The organism is Clostridium sp. UBA7503 (assembly GCF_002477055.1).
Taxonomy (GTDB): Bacteria; Bacillota; Clostridia; order Clostridiales; family Clostridiaceae; genus Clostridium_J; species Clostridium_J sulfidigenes.
Window position 1 is genome coordinate 26,466 of the sequence record NZ_DLNT01000045.1, and the last position, 17,233, is coordinate 43,698.

Annotated in this window: 18 protein-coding genes; 3 read left to right on the plus strand and 15 right to left on the minus strand. The window is 29.7% G+C overall.

Annotation, left to right across the window (positions count from 1 at the left end):
• The 12 genes from speD to B3630_RS12180 form a co-directional block, all read right to left on the minus strand.
• On the minus strand, positions 1-810 hold the full coding sequence (gene speD / locus B3630_RS12125) for an adenosylmethionine decarboxylase (protein WP_346898503.1): 810 nt from the start codon (positions 808-810) through the stop codon (positions 1-3).
• Positions 811-983: 173 nt separating this feature from the next.
• Positions 984-1,124 (minus strand): LDCC motif putative metal-binding protein, encoded by a 141-nt coding sequence (locus B3630_RS12130; RefSeq protein WP_346871056.1) that lies wholly within the window; start codon positions 1,122-1,124, stop codon positions 984-986.
• Between the two features lie 131 nt (positions 1,125-1,255).
• The gene (locus tag B3630_RS12135; protein ID WP_346898505.1) at positions 1,256-1,471 is read right to left on the minus strand and encodes a hypothetical protein; all 216 of its coding nucleotides are present in this window, start codon (positions 1,469-1,471) and stop codon (positions 1,256-1,258) included.
• A 250-nt stretch (positions 1,472-1,721) separates the two neighbouring features.
• The gene (locus B3630_RS12140; protein WP_346898507.1) at positions 1,722-3,740 is read right to left on the minus strand and encodes a methyl-accepting chemotaxis protein; all 2,019 of its coding nucleotides are present in this window, start codon (positions 3,738-3,740) and stop codon (positions 1,722-1,724) included.
• A gap of 286 nt (positions 3,741-4,026) precedes the next feature.
• Positions 4,027-5,034, minus strand: a complete 1,008-nt coding sequence (hypE, locus tag B3630_RS12145; protein ID WP_346898509.1) for a hydrogenase expression/formation protein HypE — start codon at positions 5,032-5,034, stop codon at positions 4,027-4,029.
• A gap of 72 nt (positions 5,035-5,106) precedes the next feature.
• Positions 5,107-6,198, minus strand: a complete 1,092-nt coding sequence (hypD, locus tag B3630_RS12150) for a hydrogenase formation protein HypD (protein ID WP_346898511.1) — start codon at positions 6,196-6,198, stop codon at positions 5,107-5,109.
• 1 nt (position 6,199) lies between these two features.
• Positions 6,200-6,418, minus strand: a complete 219-nt coding sequence (locus B3630_RS12155) for a HypC/HybG/HupF family hydrogenase formation chaperone (protein ID WP_346898513.1) — start codon at positions 6,416-6,418, stop codon at positions 6,200-6,202.
• A 1-nt stretch (position 6,419) separates the two neighbouring features.
• Positions 6,420-8,711, minus strand: a complete 2,292-nt coding sequence (hypF, locus tag B3630_RS12160; protein WP_346898515.1) for a carbamoyltransferase HypF — start codon at positions 8,709-8,711, stop codon at positions 6,420-6,422.
• Between the two features lies 1 nt (position 8,712).
• The gene (locus B3630_RS12165; protein ID WP_346898517.1) at positions 8,713-9,054 is read right to left on the minus strand and encodes a hydrogenase maturation nickel metallochaperone HypA; all 342 of its coding nucleotides are present in this window, start codon (positions 9,052-9,054) and stop codon (positions 8,713-8,715) included.
• Complete coding sequence (locus tag B3630_RS12170) at positions 9,047-9,508, minus strand: hydrogenase maturation protease (RefSeq protein ID WP_346898519.1); 462 nt, start codon at positions 9,506-9,508, stop codon at positions 9,047-9,049. Before B3630_RS12170 ends, B3630_RS12165 begins: the two co-directional genes overlap by 8 nt.
• Positions 9,505-10,920, minus strand: a complete 1,416-nt coding sequence (locus B3630_RS12175) for a nickel-dependent hydrogenase large subunit (protein WP_346898521.1) — start codon at positions 10,918-10,920, stop codon at positions 9,505-9,507. The genes B3630_RS12170 and B3630_RS12175 overlap by 4 nt, the downstream gene beginning before the upstream one ends.
• A 2-nt stretch (positions 10,921-10,922) precedes the next feature.
• Positions 10,923-11,795: a hydrogenase small subunit gene (locus tag B3630_RS12180; protein WP_346898523.1), complete on the minus strand. Its 873-nt coding sequence runs from the start codon at positions 11,793-11,795 to the stop codon at positions 10,923-10,925.
• Between the two features lie 201 nt (positions 11,796-11,996).
• Between B3630_RS12180 and B3630_RS12185 the strand changes: the two genes are divergently transcribed.
• A complete protein-coding gene (locus tag B3630_RS12185; RefSeq protein WP_346898525.1) occupies positions 11,997-12,542 on the plus strand; it encodes a glutathione peroxidase in 546 nt (181 codons plus the stop codon).
• 16 nt (positions 12,543-12,558) lie between these two features.
• The gene (locus tag B3630_RS12190; RefSeq protein WP_346898527.1) at positions 12,559-12,987 is read left to right on the plus strand and encodes a MarR family transcriptional regulator; all 429 of its coding nucleotides are present in this window, start codon (positions 12,559-12,561) and stop codon (positions 12,985-12,987) included.
• A 66-nt stretch (positions 12,988-13,053) separates the two neighbouring features.
• On the opposite strand, the gene B3630_RS12195 is transcribed toward B3630_RS12190, so the two are convergent.
• Positions 13,054-14,001, minus strand: coding sequence for a 4Fe-4S binding protein (locus tag B3630_RS12195; RefSeq protein ID WP_346898529.1), 948 nt, complete (start codon positions 13,999-14,001; stop codon positions 13,054-13,056).
• A 203-nt stretch (positions 14,002-14,204) separates the two neighbouring features.
• A complete protein-coding gene (locus B3630_RS12200; protein WP_346898531.1) occupies positions 14,205-15,107 on the minus strand; it encodes a LysR family transcriptional regulator in 903 nt (300 codons plus the stop codon).
• Between the two features lie 273 nt (positions 15,108-15,380).
• Here B3630_RS12200 and B3630_RS12205 point away from each other — a divergent pair, with 273 nt between their 5' ends.
• Positions 15,381-16,121 carry an acyl-[acyl-carrier-protein] thioesterase gene (locus tag B3630_RS12205; protein WP_346898533.1) on the plus strand — a complete coding sequence of 247 codons (741 nt, stop codon included), beginning with the start codon at positions 15,381-15,383 and terminating at the stop codon, positions 16,119-16,121.
• A gap of 62 nt (positions 16,122-16,183) precedes the next feature.
• On the opposite strand, the gene B3630_RS12210 is transcribed toward B3630_RS12205, so the two are convergent.
• Positions 16,184-17,140 (minus strand): patatin-like phospholipase family protein, encoded by a 957-nt coding sequence (locus B3630_RS12210; RefSeq protein WP_346898535.1) that lies wholly within the window; start codon positions 17,138-17,140, stop codon positions 16,184-16,186.
• Positions 17,141-17,233 lie beyond the last annotated feature (93 nt).

The following is a 17,233-nucleotide window of genomic DNA, read 5'->3' on the forward strand; positions in this document are numbered from 1 at the left end:
TTATTCATTATAAATATTCTTACCACTAAATATTTCTATCATTTCTTTTCTAAGTGCATTACTTATATTAAGTCTTTCTCTTGGTAAGAATTCATGAGTATCTTTTTTAAATAGGTAGTTTTGTAAATCAATTTCCTTTATAAGCATTTTAGTGTGAAAAATATTTGTTTGATACATGTTTATATCCATAGCATCATACTTTTGCAAAGTCTTATCATCAATATAATCTTGGATTGATTTAATTGGTGTATCTATAAAACACTTTTTCCCATTAATGTCACGAGTGAATCCTCGAACACGGTAATCAATAGTAATTATATCAGAGTCAAAACTGCTAATTAGATAATCTAATGCATTTAGCGGAGAAATTTGTCCACAAGTAGATACGTCTATATCTACACGAAATGTTGCTATAGAATTATCTGGATGATATTCAGGATAAGTATGTACCGTTACATGACTCTTATCCAAATGCGCAACAACAGTCTCCTTAGTTTTTAAAATATATTTACCACTATTACATGATTCATCTATTACCCCATCTCCCAAAGGTTCCTCAGAAATTAATATGGTTACACTTGCACCTTGAGGATCATAGTCCTGCTTGGATATGTTTAACACATGAGCACCAATAATATCAGTAACATCACATAATATTTTAGTTAATCTTTCTGAATTGTATTGCTCATCTATATAATCTACATACTCTTTTTGCTCTCTTTCACCCTTTGCATAGCAAATGTCATAGATGTTAAAACTTAGTGTCTTAGTAAGATTATTAAAGCCATATAATTTGATTTTATTCTCCATTCTTTTATATACACCTTTCCTTTAGATGAAATTCACTGAGTAAATTTTATTAGGAGTTGTTGAATTTGTCAATAATAATTTAAAATATAATTATTATATTTTTTATATATAAAACCTTATCTATAATTTCAATATATATACTATAAATATATATTATGTAAAACATTTATCTATTACTTATTTCTTATAGACTTCTTCTGATTTTGATTATTTAAATTACAGCAATCCATTTTTCTTTTCCCATATAGTTCCTCATTTTGTTTTGCAATCTTATCTAAAAAGCTATTAAGTGATTTTTTTATTCTAGTAAACATACTATCCCTCCATAATAATTATTTATTAGATTATATCAGTAACTTATGTATTTTTAATGGAGTTTTTAATTTAAATATTTTTATAAAGTTTATGTTATATCTTAAATAATCTATTAAATATCACTCTAGAATTATACTATGTAACATTTTATTAAGTCATCACCATCTTCATTTTTATCAGTGCTTAATATTTTTTCAAGACCTTCTATGACAAAATACTCATTATCCTGTTGTCTTACTCTAACTTGAGTATTATTTAATAACATAGCTTCTTTTGAACATTTATTAATTTGATCTATTGAAACATTTTTAAGTAACTGGCTTTTTGGAATTTCTCTTATATCCATAAATATCTCTCCTTTTAACATACACAATATTGCACCAAACTAAATATATTTTGATTTCTAACATATAGTATAAACAAATTAAAATATTTTATTTGATATTGACCTAGATGGCTTAAATTTAATTATGCATTTATATAACACTAAATTTCTATTACATATTATCGAAAAAAATTATTCTTTTATTAAATAACTTTTGTATAAAAAGAGAAGAAATATAGGTTATTCCATATTCCTTCTCTTTTAATCTTTATTAAAATTTGAAAGTATTTATTATTTCTTTTAGTTTTTCAGACATGTGTTGTAACTCATTAGCATGACCCGTAAGTTCCTCTGAAATTCCTGTTACCTCTTCTGTTGAAGCAGTAACCTCTTCTGAAGACGCCGCAGTCTCTTGTGATATAGATGATATATTTTCTATCTGAGTTACTACATTATCCTTCTTTTTATTAATAACTACTATATATTCACTAATTTCAGTAACTTTACTTATTAAATCTTGCACTCCTGCCATTATATCATTAAATACAGCCTTTGCTTCATCTACTACACCATCTTGTTCTTCTACAATTTTTTCAGTATCCCTAATAGCCACAACAGCAATGTTAGTTTTAGTTTTTATATCATCTACTATCTTCTTAATTTCCATGGTGGAATCTTTTGATTGCTCTGCTAGCTTTCTAATCTCTTCTGCTACTACTGCAAATCCTCGACCAGCTTCGCCAGCTCTAGCTGCTTCAATAGATGCATTAAGAGAAAGCAAGTTAGTTTGTTCTGTAATCTGAGAAATAGTATCTGATACGGAATTTATTTTTCCTGTACTTTCATCCATATCTATAACTAACTCTGAAACCTTATTCGTGGAAATCCTTGTATCATTAGACTTTTCTATCAATGTATCTACCATTGTCAATCCTCTGTTGCTTAGGTGATTAGCATTTTCATATACCGCACCTATGGCTTCTGTAGCTTCATTTAATAATTTCAAGTTCTCTGATAATTCAATCATAGCTGTGGCTCCATCTTGAGCACTATTAGCTTGTTCAACGGCTCCACCAGACACATCTTCTATAGCTCTTGCTACTTCACTGATAGAAGCACTAGTTTCCTCTGCTATAGCAGATAAATTTGATGAAGTGTCTAAAACTATATTAGAAGACTTGTTAACGCTTTTAATTAAAGATGATATGTTTTCTATCATTCCATTGAAATTTTCACCTAAGTCTTTAAATTCATCTCTTGATTTTATATTAACATTAACCCTTAAATCTCCATCTTTAACTTTATTAAAAGCCGTCAATAATCTATTAATATTCTTTGAAATAGAATTACTAAATATTAAAGATACTGCTATAGCTATTATAGATATTACTCCTAAGGTTAGTATAATTATATTTAGAATATTTTGTGTATCATTTAAAAGTTCTTTATCATCCAAAGATGCTACTATTTTCCATCCTGTTAGTTGACTTGTAGTATAAACAGCAAATTTCTTTTCCCCATTAAAATCATACTCAGTAAATCCCTCTTTATTTGAGCTTATGTCGCTCCAAACAGAAAGCTTAGCAGCTTCATCAGTACCTATAATTTCTTTATTGGGATGTGCTACTAAATTACCACTTGCATCAGATACATACATGTACCCTTCATTTCCTACCTTAATCTCAGATAATCCATCAGAAAGGCTTTTTAAACTTACATTAACTCCTACAACCCCAACTACATTATTATTTTTTTCTATAGTTTTAGCTACAGTTACTACATTCTCACCAGTGGTTGCACTTTTATATGGCGTAGTTATCACTGTTTCACCTTTATTTTCCATAGCTAGCTTATACCATGGTCTAGATTTATAGTCATAATTAGCATCAGTGTTTGCTTCTGGATAAATATAAAACTTTCCCTTTTCCGTTCCTATAAAAGCAGTTAAAATATCTTCATCTGTATTTTTTACATCTGATATTAACAATTTAGCAAAATTAAAATAGTCTTCTTTATCATCTGATTCCTTAATATTTATATTATTAGACAGTAGCTCTACAGATTTAGACATTCCAATAAAATAATTATCTATTCCCCTATCTACCTCTAAAATTGTTTGTCTGCTTGTAGTTTCAAGCTTATCTCTTAAAATTGATTTTGATTGCGAATATATAGTTATTCCCATTCCAGCAACTGGTACTAAACAAATTAGTAAAAGTATAACTATAAGTTTGACTCTAATGCTCTGTAATTTAAATTTCTTAAGCTTTTTAAATTTCTTATGTTTCATATTTTTTCCTCCTGAGTGTATAATTTTTTTAATTTATATATTTTTGTAATTTATATACTTATTATTAATAATGATTAAATTACTTAAAAATCTATAATATTTAATCTATAAAAATATTTCTTTAAACCTTTCTTTAAATTTAATTACAAAATATATTATAAAACTTACTATTATATACTCGAGTATATCTTATATTTCTTTATAAATAATTTGATTATATATTTATTGAAAATAGGTATTTAAAATAATAAAAAAGAAGTAAAATTTCTCTCACTTCTTAAATTAATCAACATATTCTTGGTACTAATTCTCCTTGTAGCAGTCCCAATACCCTGATACCTTCAATATAAGTTTTTAAATATAATTTACTTTTGCCATCCTCTAACACATGACCAATAATAGCAGCTTCTTCTCCTAATGGATTTGACTTAATTGCATTTAAAACCTTATGAGCATCCTTATTACTTACTATACAAATTAGCTTTCCTTCATTAGCCATATAAAGAGGGTCAAATCCTAAAAGATCACAAAAACTTCTTACTTCATCTTTTATAGGTATATCCTTTTGCCATATTTCCATAGACTTTCCACTGGTGTTCACCAATTCCTTTAAGGTGTTAGCTAACCCCCCTCTAGTTGGATCTCGCATTATTCTAACTTCATTGCTAGAATCCATTATAGTTTTTGTTAGTTCATTAAGGGCAGCACAATCGCTTTTTATACCTAATTCTATATCTAAATTTTCTCTTTCATTTATAATAGATACTCCATGATCTCCAATAGTACCGCTTATAATTATTGCATCTCCTGCTCTAATCTCTTTTATGTTTACCTGATAATTATTTCTTTCTATATATCCTATTCCTGTTGTATTAATATAAATTCTATGGCCTTTTCCACTTTGTACGACCTTAGTATCTCCTGTTACTATTTTAACTCCTACTTTATTAGCAGTATCTGCCATAGATTTTACTATTTTCTCTAAATCTTGAATTTCTAACCCTTCTTCAAGAATAAAACCAGCAGATATATATAGGGGAGTTGCACCACTTACGCACAGATCATTTACAGTACCACAAATACTCAGTTTTCCTATATCTCCACCATTGAAAAATATGGGATCTACCACAAAACTATCTGTAGTTACCGCTATTTTTCCATTAATCATATCTAATATAGCTGAATCCCCTTGTTCCATTAATATATTATTATTAAAATACCTTAAAAATACCTCGTTAATTAATTTATATGTTTCTTCTCCTCCACTCCCATGGGCTAATGTTATAACTTCCATAGTTCCTCCTAGCATAAAATTTCAATATAATTTAAATTAAACTTTTACCATATTCTATATTAAACTTATAATCTAAAATTCTTTTGTATTGTATACAATGCCACAACTTCCTTCTTTTGATACCATGCATGGACCAATTGGAGTCCTCGGTGTACACACCGATCCAAAAGCCTTGCAATCCATAGGACTTTTTATTCCCCTTAATATATCTCCGCAAATACACTGTTTATTTCTATTTACGATTTTATTTTTTAAAGAAAATTTATTTCTAGCATCAAAGGAGCTATATTTCTCTCTTAGTTTATATCCTGTACCCTCGATCTCTCCAAAACCTTTCCAAAAACTAGATGAAGTTTCAAAGACCTGATTTAATATCTCTTGTGCTTTTCTATTTCCTTCTGGATAAACAAAACCTTTATATAAGTTTTCACATCCGTAATTACCTCTATCCTTTTTATCTATGATATAAAGTATCCCAGCTAATATATCTATAGCCTTGAAGCCACATATAGCCATAGGAGTTTTATACTCATTAGATAATCTTTCAAAAGGTCTGCAACCAATTATTGTTGCTACATGACCTGGACATATAAATCCATGAATTTTAACTTCTTCATCTAAAATTAGAGTAGCCATAACCTTAGGCATAGTCTTTAAAGAATTTAAAATAAAAAAGTTATTTACATTTTTCTCTAGTGCTTCTTTTATTGTAAGTGCTATTATAGGTGCTGTAGTTTCAAAGCCTATAGCTAAAAAAACTATAATCTTATCTCTATTATTTATTGCTATCTTCAAAGCGTCTAATGGAGAATATACAACTTCTACCTTTCTTCCCTTAGCCATCTGTTCTCTTAATGAGCTACAACTCCCTGGAATTTTAATCATGTCACCAAAGGTAGTTATTATTACATCTTTTTTCTCACTTAACTCTATGGCATGATCTATATAGCTTTCATCTGTTACACAAACTGGACATCCAGGTCCTGATAACAACTTAATATTAGGAGGTAAAAGCTTATCAATACCAGAATTATAAATACTTCGTGTATGAGTACCACAAACCTCCATTATATTTATATTTTCATTACATCTTTCCTTTATATTTTTTAACAATTTAGTTACCAAATTAATTTCCCTTGAATTTCCTTCATCTCTATAAAACATTCTAAAAGTCTCCCATTAACTCCTTAAATATATTTAAAGTCTCCATAGCTTCCTTTTCTTCTATTTTTTCAATGGCACAACCAACATGAACCAAAACATATTCTCCAACAACTAGATTTTCTATTAGACTAGTATTGATTCTTTTTCTTAAATTTCCAAATTCAACCAATGAATTGCCTTGATATATTTCTAATACCTTTCCCGGAATAGCTACACACATATTAATACTCCTTACATAACTCATTTCCAACAACAACCTGACCTATAGATAATCCCCCATCATTGCAAGGTATTAATCTATGGGTTATAACTTGAAATCCACTTTCCTTCAACGCCATTTCTATTCCTTCTAATAAAATAGAGTTTTGAAATACACCTCCACTTAAAGCTACCTTATTTATGCTATATTCTTCTCTCAACTTAATACAAATTTCATTTGAAAAATCTATTATAGTATTATGAAACTTTAAAGCTATACACCCTTTATCAAGGTTATCATCTAAATCCTTTATAATGTCTCTAATCATATTATTTATATTTATAATATAAGGAAGGCTATCACTAATTCCCCACTGATATCTATTCTCACACCTTTTTATATAATCGTAATTATTAGTATCAATAAAATCTTCTGCTAAGCTTTCAACATACATAGCTGCCTCTCCTTCATAGGACACATCTTTATTAAAATCTAAAAGGCTGGCAATTCCATCAAATAGTCTTCCCATACTAGAAGTTAGTGGACAGTTAAAATTCTTTCTTAGCATATTAATAATTATCCTTGATTCCATACCGTAAAAATATTTACAAGCAGCTTCTTCAATCTCCTCTTCCTTTAAAACTCCAAATAAAAGAGATAGTCCAATTCTCCATGGAAATTTTACTGCCCCATCCCCTCCAGGCAAAGGAATATATTTTAAGTGTGCTCCCCTAATAAAGTTCTTTTTGTCACATATTAAAAACTCTCCCCCCCAAAGGTTTCCATCTTCTCCATATCCCACTCCATCAAAGGCTATCCCTATAACTTTATCCTTTTCTTTATTTTCTACCATACAGCTCACTATATGACTATGATGATGATAAACACCTAGAGTTTTCATCTTGTTTTTATCTAAATAATTCTTACTCCAATAATTAGGATGCATATCATGAATAATTGTACTTGGTTCAACTCTAAAAATATTCTTCATGTGCTTTAATACTTTATTAAATCTTAAATAATTCTCTTCTCCCTCCATGTCTCCAATATAAGGACTTGTAAAAACGCAATCTCCACTTCCAAGGGAAAATGAATTTTTAAATTGAGATCCTAAGGCTAGGATATTTTCTACGAATAGATACTTATTATAGTAAGGGGCATAACCTCTACCAGCCCTTATAACCCTACCGTAGCCACCAATTACTTGAACTACGGAATCATCAACAGGAATATTAATTTCTCTATCATGAATAAAAAAATAATCTACTATTTCCATAAGGTTGTCTATAGCTTCTATATCCTCATGTATTATTGGCATAGTACTTAAATTTCCGCTAGTAAAAACTAAAGTATCTATATTGTTATCAAATATTAAATAATGAAGAGGAGAATATGGCAATACTACTCCTAGCCTTTTATTATTAAAAGAAATATTAGTTGGTAATTTATTGTTCTTTTTCTTTAAAAGTAAAATAGGTTTCTTATTTCCTGTTAAAATTTCTTTTTCTTCACTATTTACATAGCAATATTTTTCTACTACATTTATATCTTTCATCATAAGGGCTAATGCCTTATCTGGTCTATGTTTTCTAAGCCTTAGTCTTTCTATAGCTAATTCATCATTTCCATCACAAACAAGATTAAAACCACCTATGCCCTTAATTCCAATTATTTTTCCTTCCCTTAAATACTTTCTCACACTTTCAAATTCATCCTTAGATTTTATATGGTTCCCCTTATTATCTAAGATGATTACTCTTGGACCACAAGAGGAACAACAGGTAGGCTCTGCATGAAATCTTCTATCATCAAGATTTTCATATTCTTCCTTACATTTGTTACACATAATAAAATTATCCATAGAAGTATATTTTCTATCATAGGGAGTATCTTTTATTATCGAAAATCGTGGACCACAATTTGTACAATTTATAAAAGGATATAAATATCTTCTTGGATTAATACTATCCCTTAGCTCTTTTTCACACTCCTTACATGTAGCTATATCTGGAGAAATTAAAGTCCTCCCATTCTCCTCGGTACTTTCTACTATAAGAAACCCCTTATAATCCTTTAGGCTTTTTTTACTTTCAACTACTACTTCTTCAATACTACTTAACTCAGGTGCCCTTTCCCTAAGGTCAGTTAAAAAATTCTCTATACCTACTTCATCTCCTTGAATTTCCATAACCACTCCCTTACTTGTATTATTCACCCAACCTGATAGTTGATTTTCTAAAGCTATTCTATATACAAAAGGTCTAAATCCTACGCCTTGAACTGTACCTTTAACTGTAATTCCTTTTCTAATCACTTTATTCCCCTTCTATTCTGTAGAGTAAAATTTCATAACCTGAAGTTATTTCATTACTTATCTGATTACAAATAGGACACTTTCTATTTGTAATCTTTAAAGGAAATTCCTTATGACAATTATTACAATATGCCTTACTTAATAATTCTTCTATAATAAGTTTTGCACCCTCACAACAACTGCCTGAGCTCATTTCTTTATAAATAAGATCAATGGAGGAATTATCTATACAAGAAAATTCTCCTATTTGTAAAATTACTTTTGCTACCTTAGTTATATTATTTTTAATACACTGTTCCTCTACCATATCTATAACGTAACTAATTATTGAAATTTCATGCATTTATATCACCAATTATCCTTGTAATTTCCCTAAATACTTTTTTAGTAATTTTAGGTAAACTATCCATTAAAGTTTTAGATAACTCTAAGGAATAATTCACCTTTTCTACTTCAATACCAACTAAATATCCAGAAATTTCTCTATATTCCTCTCTTAAAACCCTCAAAAGATTTTCACTATGCATATCTCTGCAATGGCTAATAAATTTATCACATTCCTTTAAATTTAATACTGAAACTCTACCAGGCTCAATTCCAAAGTAGGTACTGTCTACCAGAATAACAGTATCTTCCTTATTAATTTCATTTAAACAATATATATAATCAATTCCAACTATTAATACCTTAACCTCTTTGTTATAGATTTCCAGTTGATCCCCTATTAACTCCATTACCTTTACTCCTATACCATCATCACCCAAAATAATATTTCCAATGGCAAAAATCTTTATCATAGTATATTTATTGTTATAGGCTCATATTTATCACTGGTTACATGTGCGGCACAGTTTAAACATGGATCAAAGCTTCTTACTATACGTCCTATTTCTACTGGATGGACCATATCCTTTATTTCCGTTCCTATCAACGCTTCTTCCACTGGCCCTTTTATTCCTCTATTGTCAGTAGGTGATAAATTCCAAGATGAAGGTGGTATTAAAGTATAGTGATGTACTAACTTATTTTTAATAGATAACCAATGTCCTAGGGATCCTCTCTCTGCTTCTATTAATCCAACGCCTCTTGATTCCTCAGGTATTTCCCACTGCTCTTGATAAGCCTTTTTTAGTTTTAATAAATCTATTAATCCCTCTATAGCTTCACAAAGTCTCTTTGCCTCTATAGATTTAGCAATTATTCTATCCATAGTAGATACTCCTCCACTATAGTCACCACTTAAAGTCATTCTAGCTAGTGCTCCAACCTCCATAGGATTCCCCTTATATCTAGGCGCATTAACCCAACTATATGCTTCTGGTTTATAAGGATTATAGGTGATTTTATTGTCTTCTCCTGGTATTATAGTTTGCAAATCTGATTCTACCCAAGTTCTAGAAATATCTTCTGCTATATTTCTAGACTGAAATTCTTCTCTATTTCCATTTATAATTACTCCAGTTGGTACCATTTTAATTGGATGTAAATAATTTTCATATAATCCATAACTCATAAAATTCTTATATCCACCACCAATTTTAAAATAATCTTCATAAGTGGCTGCTATAGTATATACATCCGGTATAAGCTTATCTACAATAAAACTTTTTATTACTTTTATACTATATTTAATGTTTTCTATTTGTGGTATATCAATATTGGTAGTTGTGCCACCTACAAAAATGCCATGACAATGAGGAACTTTTCCAGCTAATTCAGCTACAGCTCTATGTGCTTCTCTACTATACCTTACTGCCCCTAAGTAATCTTCATTTATTCTTTTTGTATCCTCTCTAGATAACCTATAATCAGCAGCTTTAGCACTTTCTGTTTTATACAACGGATTTATATGAGCTATATCTACATAATCTGGAAATACGAAGAAATATATATGCCTTAAATAATTCTGCAAAAATTCAAATCCGTTAGCAATATCTCTGACTACTTTTCCATTAAAATCAGGTGTAACTTTCATTGCATCTTCTAGACATAAAGTAGCGGCTACAGCATGATGAGTAGAACAAATTCCACATACCCTTGGAGCAAGTCTTATAATATCTAAGGGATATCTATCTTTAAACATCTCCTCAAATCCTCTAAACTGACTTCCACTACTTTTTGCATCTATAATCTTATTATTAACTACATTCACTTCTATATTTAAAAGTCCACTTACCCTAGTCAATGGATCAATTACTATCTTAGTCATAATTAAACTCCTCCATATTTTACAAAAGGCTCTGTTCCATCTGGAAATCTTGGTCCTGCACAGCCTATACAATTAGTATTATCCCCGATAGGCCAATTATCAGTGCCATTCCATCGACTTACAGGACAATATGCATGGGTTATTGGACCTCTGCACCCTATAGAAAACAAACATTCTGGATCTCCAAATTTCTTAGCAAATATTCCATTATCAAAAAACCTTCTTCTTGGACAATTGTCATGAATTGTCTCTCCATAATAAGCCTTAGGTCTTCCATCACTATCAACTTCTGGCATACCATAGTATGTAATGTAACCCAAAATTCCCATAGTCCAAACAGGATTTGCAGGACAACCTGGTATTCTAATAATGTCGTCTCTTTTTAAAAACTCTGATATGCTAACTCCATTAGATATATTAGGTCTTGCTGCAGTAGGTCCTCCATAACAAGCACATGTTCCCACAGAAATAATATATTTAGCATTTTTAGCTATGGTTTCTACCGCCTCCATTGCTGTTATTTTTCTTCCATTATAGGTAGCAACAGTAGTAAATAGACCATTATCTCTTAATGGTACTGCCCCACAAACTAAAAATATATATTCAGTATCCAAAATTTCAAATATTCTCTCATAGCTTTCCTGTCCCTCATCTCCATTTATACTGCCAAAGAAAATCATATTAACAAATTCCTTTAGCATATATAAAACATCTGGTTCATCTCCATTTAACAGAGAAATTACTTCTCCAAAACACCCTGATATCTCTAGCCATATAGCATTGATTCTCTCCTTTTTACCTTGTTGTACTTCTTCAATAGCTCTTTTTGCATAGGATATAGCCAATTCTTCTTTATTTGTTAGAAAATTACACATAATTATTCCTCTTTTAAATTACTACTATAATAATAGTTTTTTAGTATAAATTTTATGCAATAATTATTAAATTAATTTTATTTTCATATTGACATACTTAAGATTCTAATATAGTATTAAATTAAAAATATGCATTGTGCGCAATTTAATTGTTAGCCATTTTCATCACACTATATCCTCATTGTGAAAGGAGAAATATATATGAATATTTATGATTTTAAAGTTAAAACTATAGACGGAGAAGAAACTACTTTAGAAAAATACAAAGGTAAGGTTCTAGTGGTTGTAAATACAGCTAGTAAATGCGGATTTACACCTCAATATTCTGATTTAGAAAATATCTATAAAAAATATAAGGATATGGATCTAGAAATTTTAGGCTTTCCATGTAATCAATTTGCTGAACAAGAACCTGGTAATAGCAATGATGTAAAAGCATTTTGTCAGTTAAATTATGGTGTTACCTTCCCATTATTTGAAAAGGTAGATGTTAAGGGACAAACGGCTCATCCCTTATTTAAACTTTTAAGTAATTCTATGCCTTTCAATGGTTTTGATTTAAGTACCCCTAGCGGAAGACTACTAGATAACATCTTGAAAGAAAAATACCCTGAGTATATTATTGGCAATAGTATTAAGTGGAACTTTACTAAATTCTTAATAGATAGAGATGGAAATATAGTAGGTAGATTTGAATCTCCTGTAGATCCTATGGATATGATTCCAGAGATAGAAAAATTTTTATAGGACTGAGGTTTCTAATATGAGTTATGAACATTTAGATATTGATAATCAACTATGCTTTGCTTTATATGCTTCTTCAAAAGCTGTAATAAAAAGCTATAAGCCACTATTAGATGAACTTGGAATTACTTACACTCAATATATTACCCTTTTAGTCCTTTGGAAAGAAGATAATATAACTGTAAAAGAGTTAGGCAAGAAACTTTATTTGGATTCTGGAACCCTTACACCTGTATTAAAAAGACTTGAATCCATGGATATAATACAAAGAATACGAGCTTCTCAAGATGAAAGAAATGTATATGTGAAACTAACAGATAAAGGTATTTCAATGAAGGATGAAGCTTCAAAAATACCTGAAAAGATGTTCTGTAGTACTGGTCTTTCTTTAAATGAAGTATCAGATTTAAGAGAAAAACTTAAATTTTTATTAAATAATTTACAATAGAAAAAACAAGCTAGGTACAAGTATTTCAACTTAAACCTAGCTTACTTTTTTATTTCTATATTTTAATTAACAGGAATAATTTCTCTTAGTATGGACCTCTGCCTTTAATATTTCTTCTTTCTCTTTTAAAATTTCATTACCTAATATTCCTTTAGATATTTCTTCAAATCCAATCCTCTCCACCATATCACCAAATCTTTCTCCAGTTTTTCCGTTATCTCTATAGTATAAAATTGCTTTTTCTATTATATCCATAGCCTCATCATATAAATAAATCCCTTTCAATAGTTCACCACGTCTTGGAGTTTTACCCCATTTCCCACCTATAAATAGTTTTACACCATCTTTTTTGCATACCATTGAACCGAAATGACATTTGTCTATACAAAGCCCACAGTTTGTACACTTCTCCCTATCTATTTGAAGCCTTCCATCAATAACTTTTGCTGCTCCTTTTTTACAAGCTTCTTCTACTGAACACTTCTTACATCCTAAACATAAATCCTCATTACAGTCCGGTACTCTTTGACCCATTATGCCAAAATCATTTAAGTCTGGCTTTATACAGTTATTTGGACATCCACCTATACCTATTTTAAACTTATGGGGCAAAAGTACATTGTAATATCCTTTATAAAATCTTTCATGTATTTTCCTTGCTAATTCTTGTGTATCTAAAAGCCCAAATATACATACCGTTCCTTTACACGCTACTACAGGTCTAACTCTCGGACCCGTCCCCCCACCTTCTAGTCCAGCGTCACTAAGCTCTTCTTTTACCTTTTCAATATCTTCAAATCTTATCCATGGAATTTCTACTGTAAGTCTTGTAGTATAACTCATATATCCTCTTCCATATTTCTCAGCTATTTCAGAAAGGACTCTTGTTTCCTTTGAATTTAAGCATCCATCCTCAGTTATTACCCTACATGCAAAGTGTATTCCATCTCTTTGTGGAAGAAATCCTTGCCCCTTTAATTTTGATTTTTCTTCTGCTGATGCTATTATTGCCATTTTCTTCACTACCCTTCTTTATTTCATTATATTGACATTCTAATTGTTAATCTTTCTGCACTTGTAATATCCTTGTAATATTTTCATATTTATTATATCTCTGCAATTTTACAAAGTGAACTTAAGATTAGTTATAGTAAAATAAAGATTCTTTATACTTAGGATAACTTAAATATAAAATAGAGACTAAATTAGAAGATATTTTATTCTAATTCAGTCTCATCACATTGCTTTTTACAAAAATCAATAAAGTTCTTTATAAAATCCATATTTGAGTTTTTTAAATATATAAAGTTAAATTCTCTTTTCATTTTCATATTTTTGATTGATAATGCTTTAAATTTTTTACACATCAATGGTGAATTTAATGCTTCCTTTGATACCACCGTTGCTCCAAGTCCAGATTCTACTAAAGACATAATTGCTGTTATATCTCCAATTTCCATATAAGGATTAATATTCTTAGGTTCAAATCCTTGCTGCACCATATAATCTTCAAATATCTGTCTTGTCCCAGATCCCTTTTCTCTTAGTATAAGTTTTTCTGAAAGAATTTCATCCATTGTTATTTTCTTTTTCTTAGCCATTTCATGACTTTTTGAAATAACAAATACTAGTTCATCATCTTTAAATTTTTCATAAATAACCTTACTTTTATCAAAAGGGCCCTCTATAACACCCAATATAATCTCGCCACTAAAGAGTTTTTGGATTATATTCCCTGTATTTTCCACATGAAGTATTACATCTATGTTTTTGTTGCTCACCTTATAATTTCCTATGATAGGTGGAAGTACATATCCCCCTATAGTAAGAGTAGCACCTACATTATATCTCTTTATAATAGATGATTCATTTGAAAGATGGTTTTTTGCCAATTTACTTATTTTATCAATTTCTAAAGCATACTTATAAAGTATCCTTCCTGCCTCCGTAAGCTCCATATTCTTATTCTTTTTCTCTAATAACTTCACATTGTAATATTCCTCTAAAAGTTTTATATGATGAGAAATTGCAGGTTGAGTCATATTTAATATGCTAGCAGCCCGTGTAAAGTTCTTTGTATCAGCCACAGTAATAAATGTTTCAAGCTTTATATCGATCACAGCCTATATCCATTCCTTCCTAATTTACAATAAGATACCCTAATTATACTATTAAATCTAATATATAAACAGTTAATTTTACCAATAGTTTATATTCAATAGCTAATTTACAAAAGTAGATTTTATCTCTCTATTAATAGTAGAGTTTAATAATCTTATAAAGAAAAAAATATTTACAAATTAGTTCAATTATAAATATAAATTTCGCTCTAAATTTGTGGTAAAATATTCTTATGCCTTAGTAACATTTATTATTACCATAGGAGGAATAGCATGAGTTTAATAACTAGTAAAAGTTATAATGTACACTATTATGAAGTGGATGCCAAGAAAAGAGCTTTAATTTCCACTATTATGAATTATCTTATGGACATATGTTCTGTACAATCTGATAGCCGTGGTGTTGGTGTAGAATACCTAATAGCAAATAATAAAGGATGGATACTAACACAGTGGAATATAAAAATAAGTAGATACCCTTTGTATGATGAGAATTTAAGAGTATCTACGAGAGCAAATTCTTTCTATAAATATTACGCATATAGAACAAACTATATTGAAGATAGTTTAGGTAACTTAATAGTGGATGGACAGTCAATATGGCTCTTAGTTGATTCAACTAAAAGACGACCTGTAAAAGTAAGCGATGATATGTATGCTGCATACAATATATCCAGGGATGAAAATGAACGCTTTATTCATTCCTCATTGAAACCTTTAGATAGTTGGGACACTGAAAAGGTCTTTGATATAAGATATAGTGATATAGACACTAATCAACATGTTAACAATGTAAAATATGTAAGTTGGATAATTGAATCTATACCATTAGATATTGCTTTAAATTATGAAATGCGTGAGATTACAGTAGTATATAAAAAAGAAACCTATTACGGTCATAGAATAAAAGTTCATACCAAAATTGAAAAATCACAAACTGGATATATATGTACTCATGATATCATAAATGAAGATGGAGAGGACTTGACCTTAGCTATTACCTATTGGGAATAAAGTATAACCTTAAAGTGGTATCATATCTTTCAATATCTATGGAAATCTATGATATCACTTTTTTAAAAGAAATGATTATTACTTAGTAATTCCTTGTTATATTCCTCATGCTTTTCAATTAACTTCCCTAGGGATTTTCCCTTCATCATGTCTATTATCATAGGAGATAAAATTGAAAGCCCATCTCGATATCCCAGGTCAATGTGTTGATTTAATGTACTTTGTCTTATATTAACTGTACCTATACCACTTACTGCTTCTAAATGCATAGAAGGATATATTTCAATAATATTGCAGTCTTCAAATCCCGTTCTATCTAATTGATGCTTATAAGATAAATGTACAACTATTATAATATCACAATTATGGTTTTTAAGAGGAGCTATTGGTACATTATCTGCATTTTGATAATCATATTTAGGACTATTTATACCCCCATCTGAATATCTATACTCATTTATATTTATAGGCTTAAAAATAAATGGTACTGCACAGGACGCAAGTACAATGTCTATAAGTTTCTCATTGTCATAATCATTTAATCTAAAATACTCAGGTGTTTTCAGGTCTATATTATATGCACACGCATAGAGAGTTTTTCTTGACTCTTTAATTACTTTTAAATCAACATACTCCTCAATAAACTTACGTATGCCACTTTGAGAAAGCAAACCTATATCACTTACACTAAGCAGTTCATTAAATTTTTGTTCCTTACCTATATTCTTAGCTTTTTTTATTAACTGAGAAATCTTTAAATCTCTTGCCAGACTTTCATGATTAATAAATCTAGAATAAGTTAGACTTGACCAACTTTTGTCCATTATACTATTGTCATTCATAGATAATAAAAGTCCATTTATTGTACCAATTGACGTTCCTGATACAACGGAAACTCTTCTTATTATGTCTAACTCCCAAAGTGCCTTAAATACCCCTGCCTCATAGGCACCTTTTGCACCTCCACCGGCTAATACTAGTCCAATATTCAAATCAAATAATTTTTTTATTTCATCCATGCTTTCCCTCTTAACTTATAATTTATTCATTACTACACTATACTCTAATCATATAAAACCTAAAGTAAATTAAATAAAATATTATCCATACTA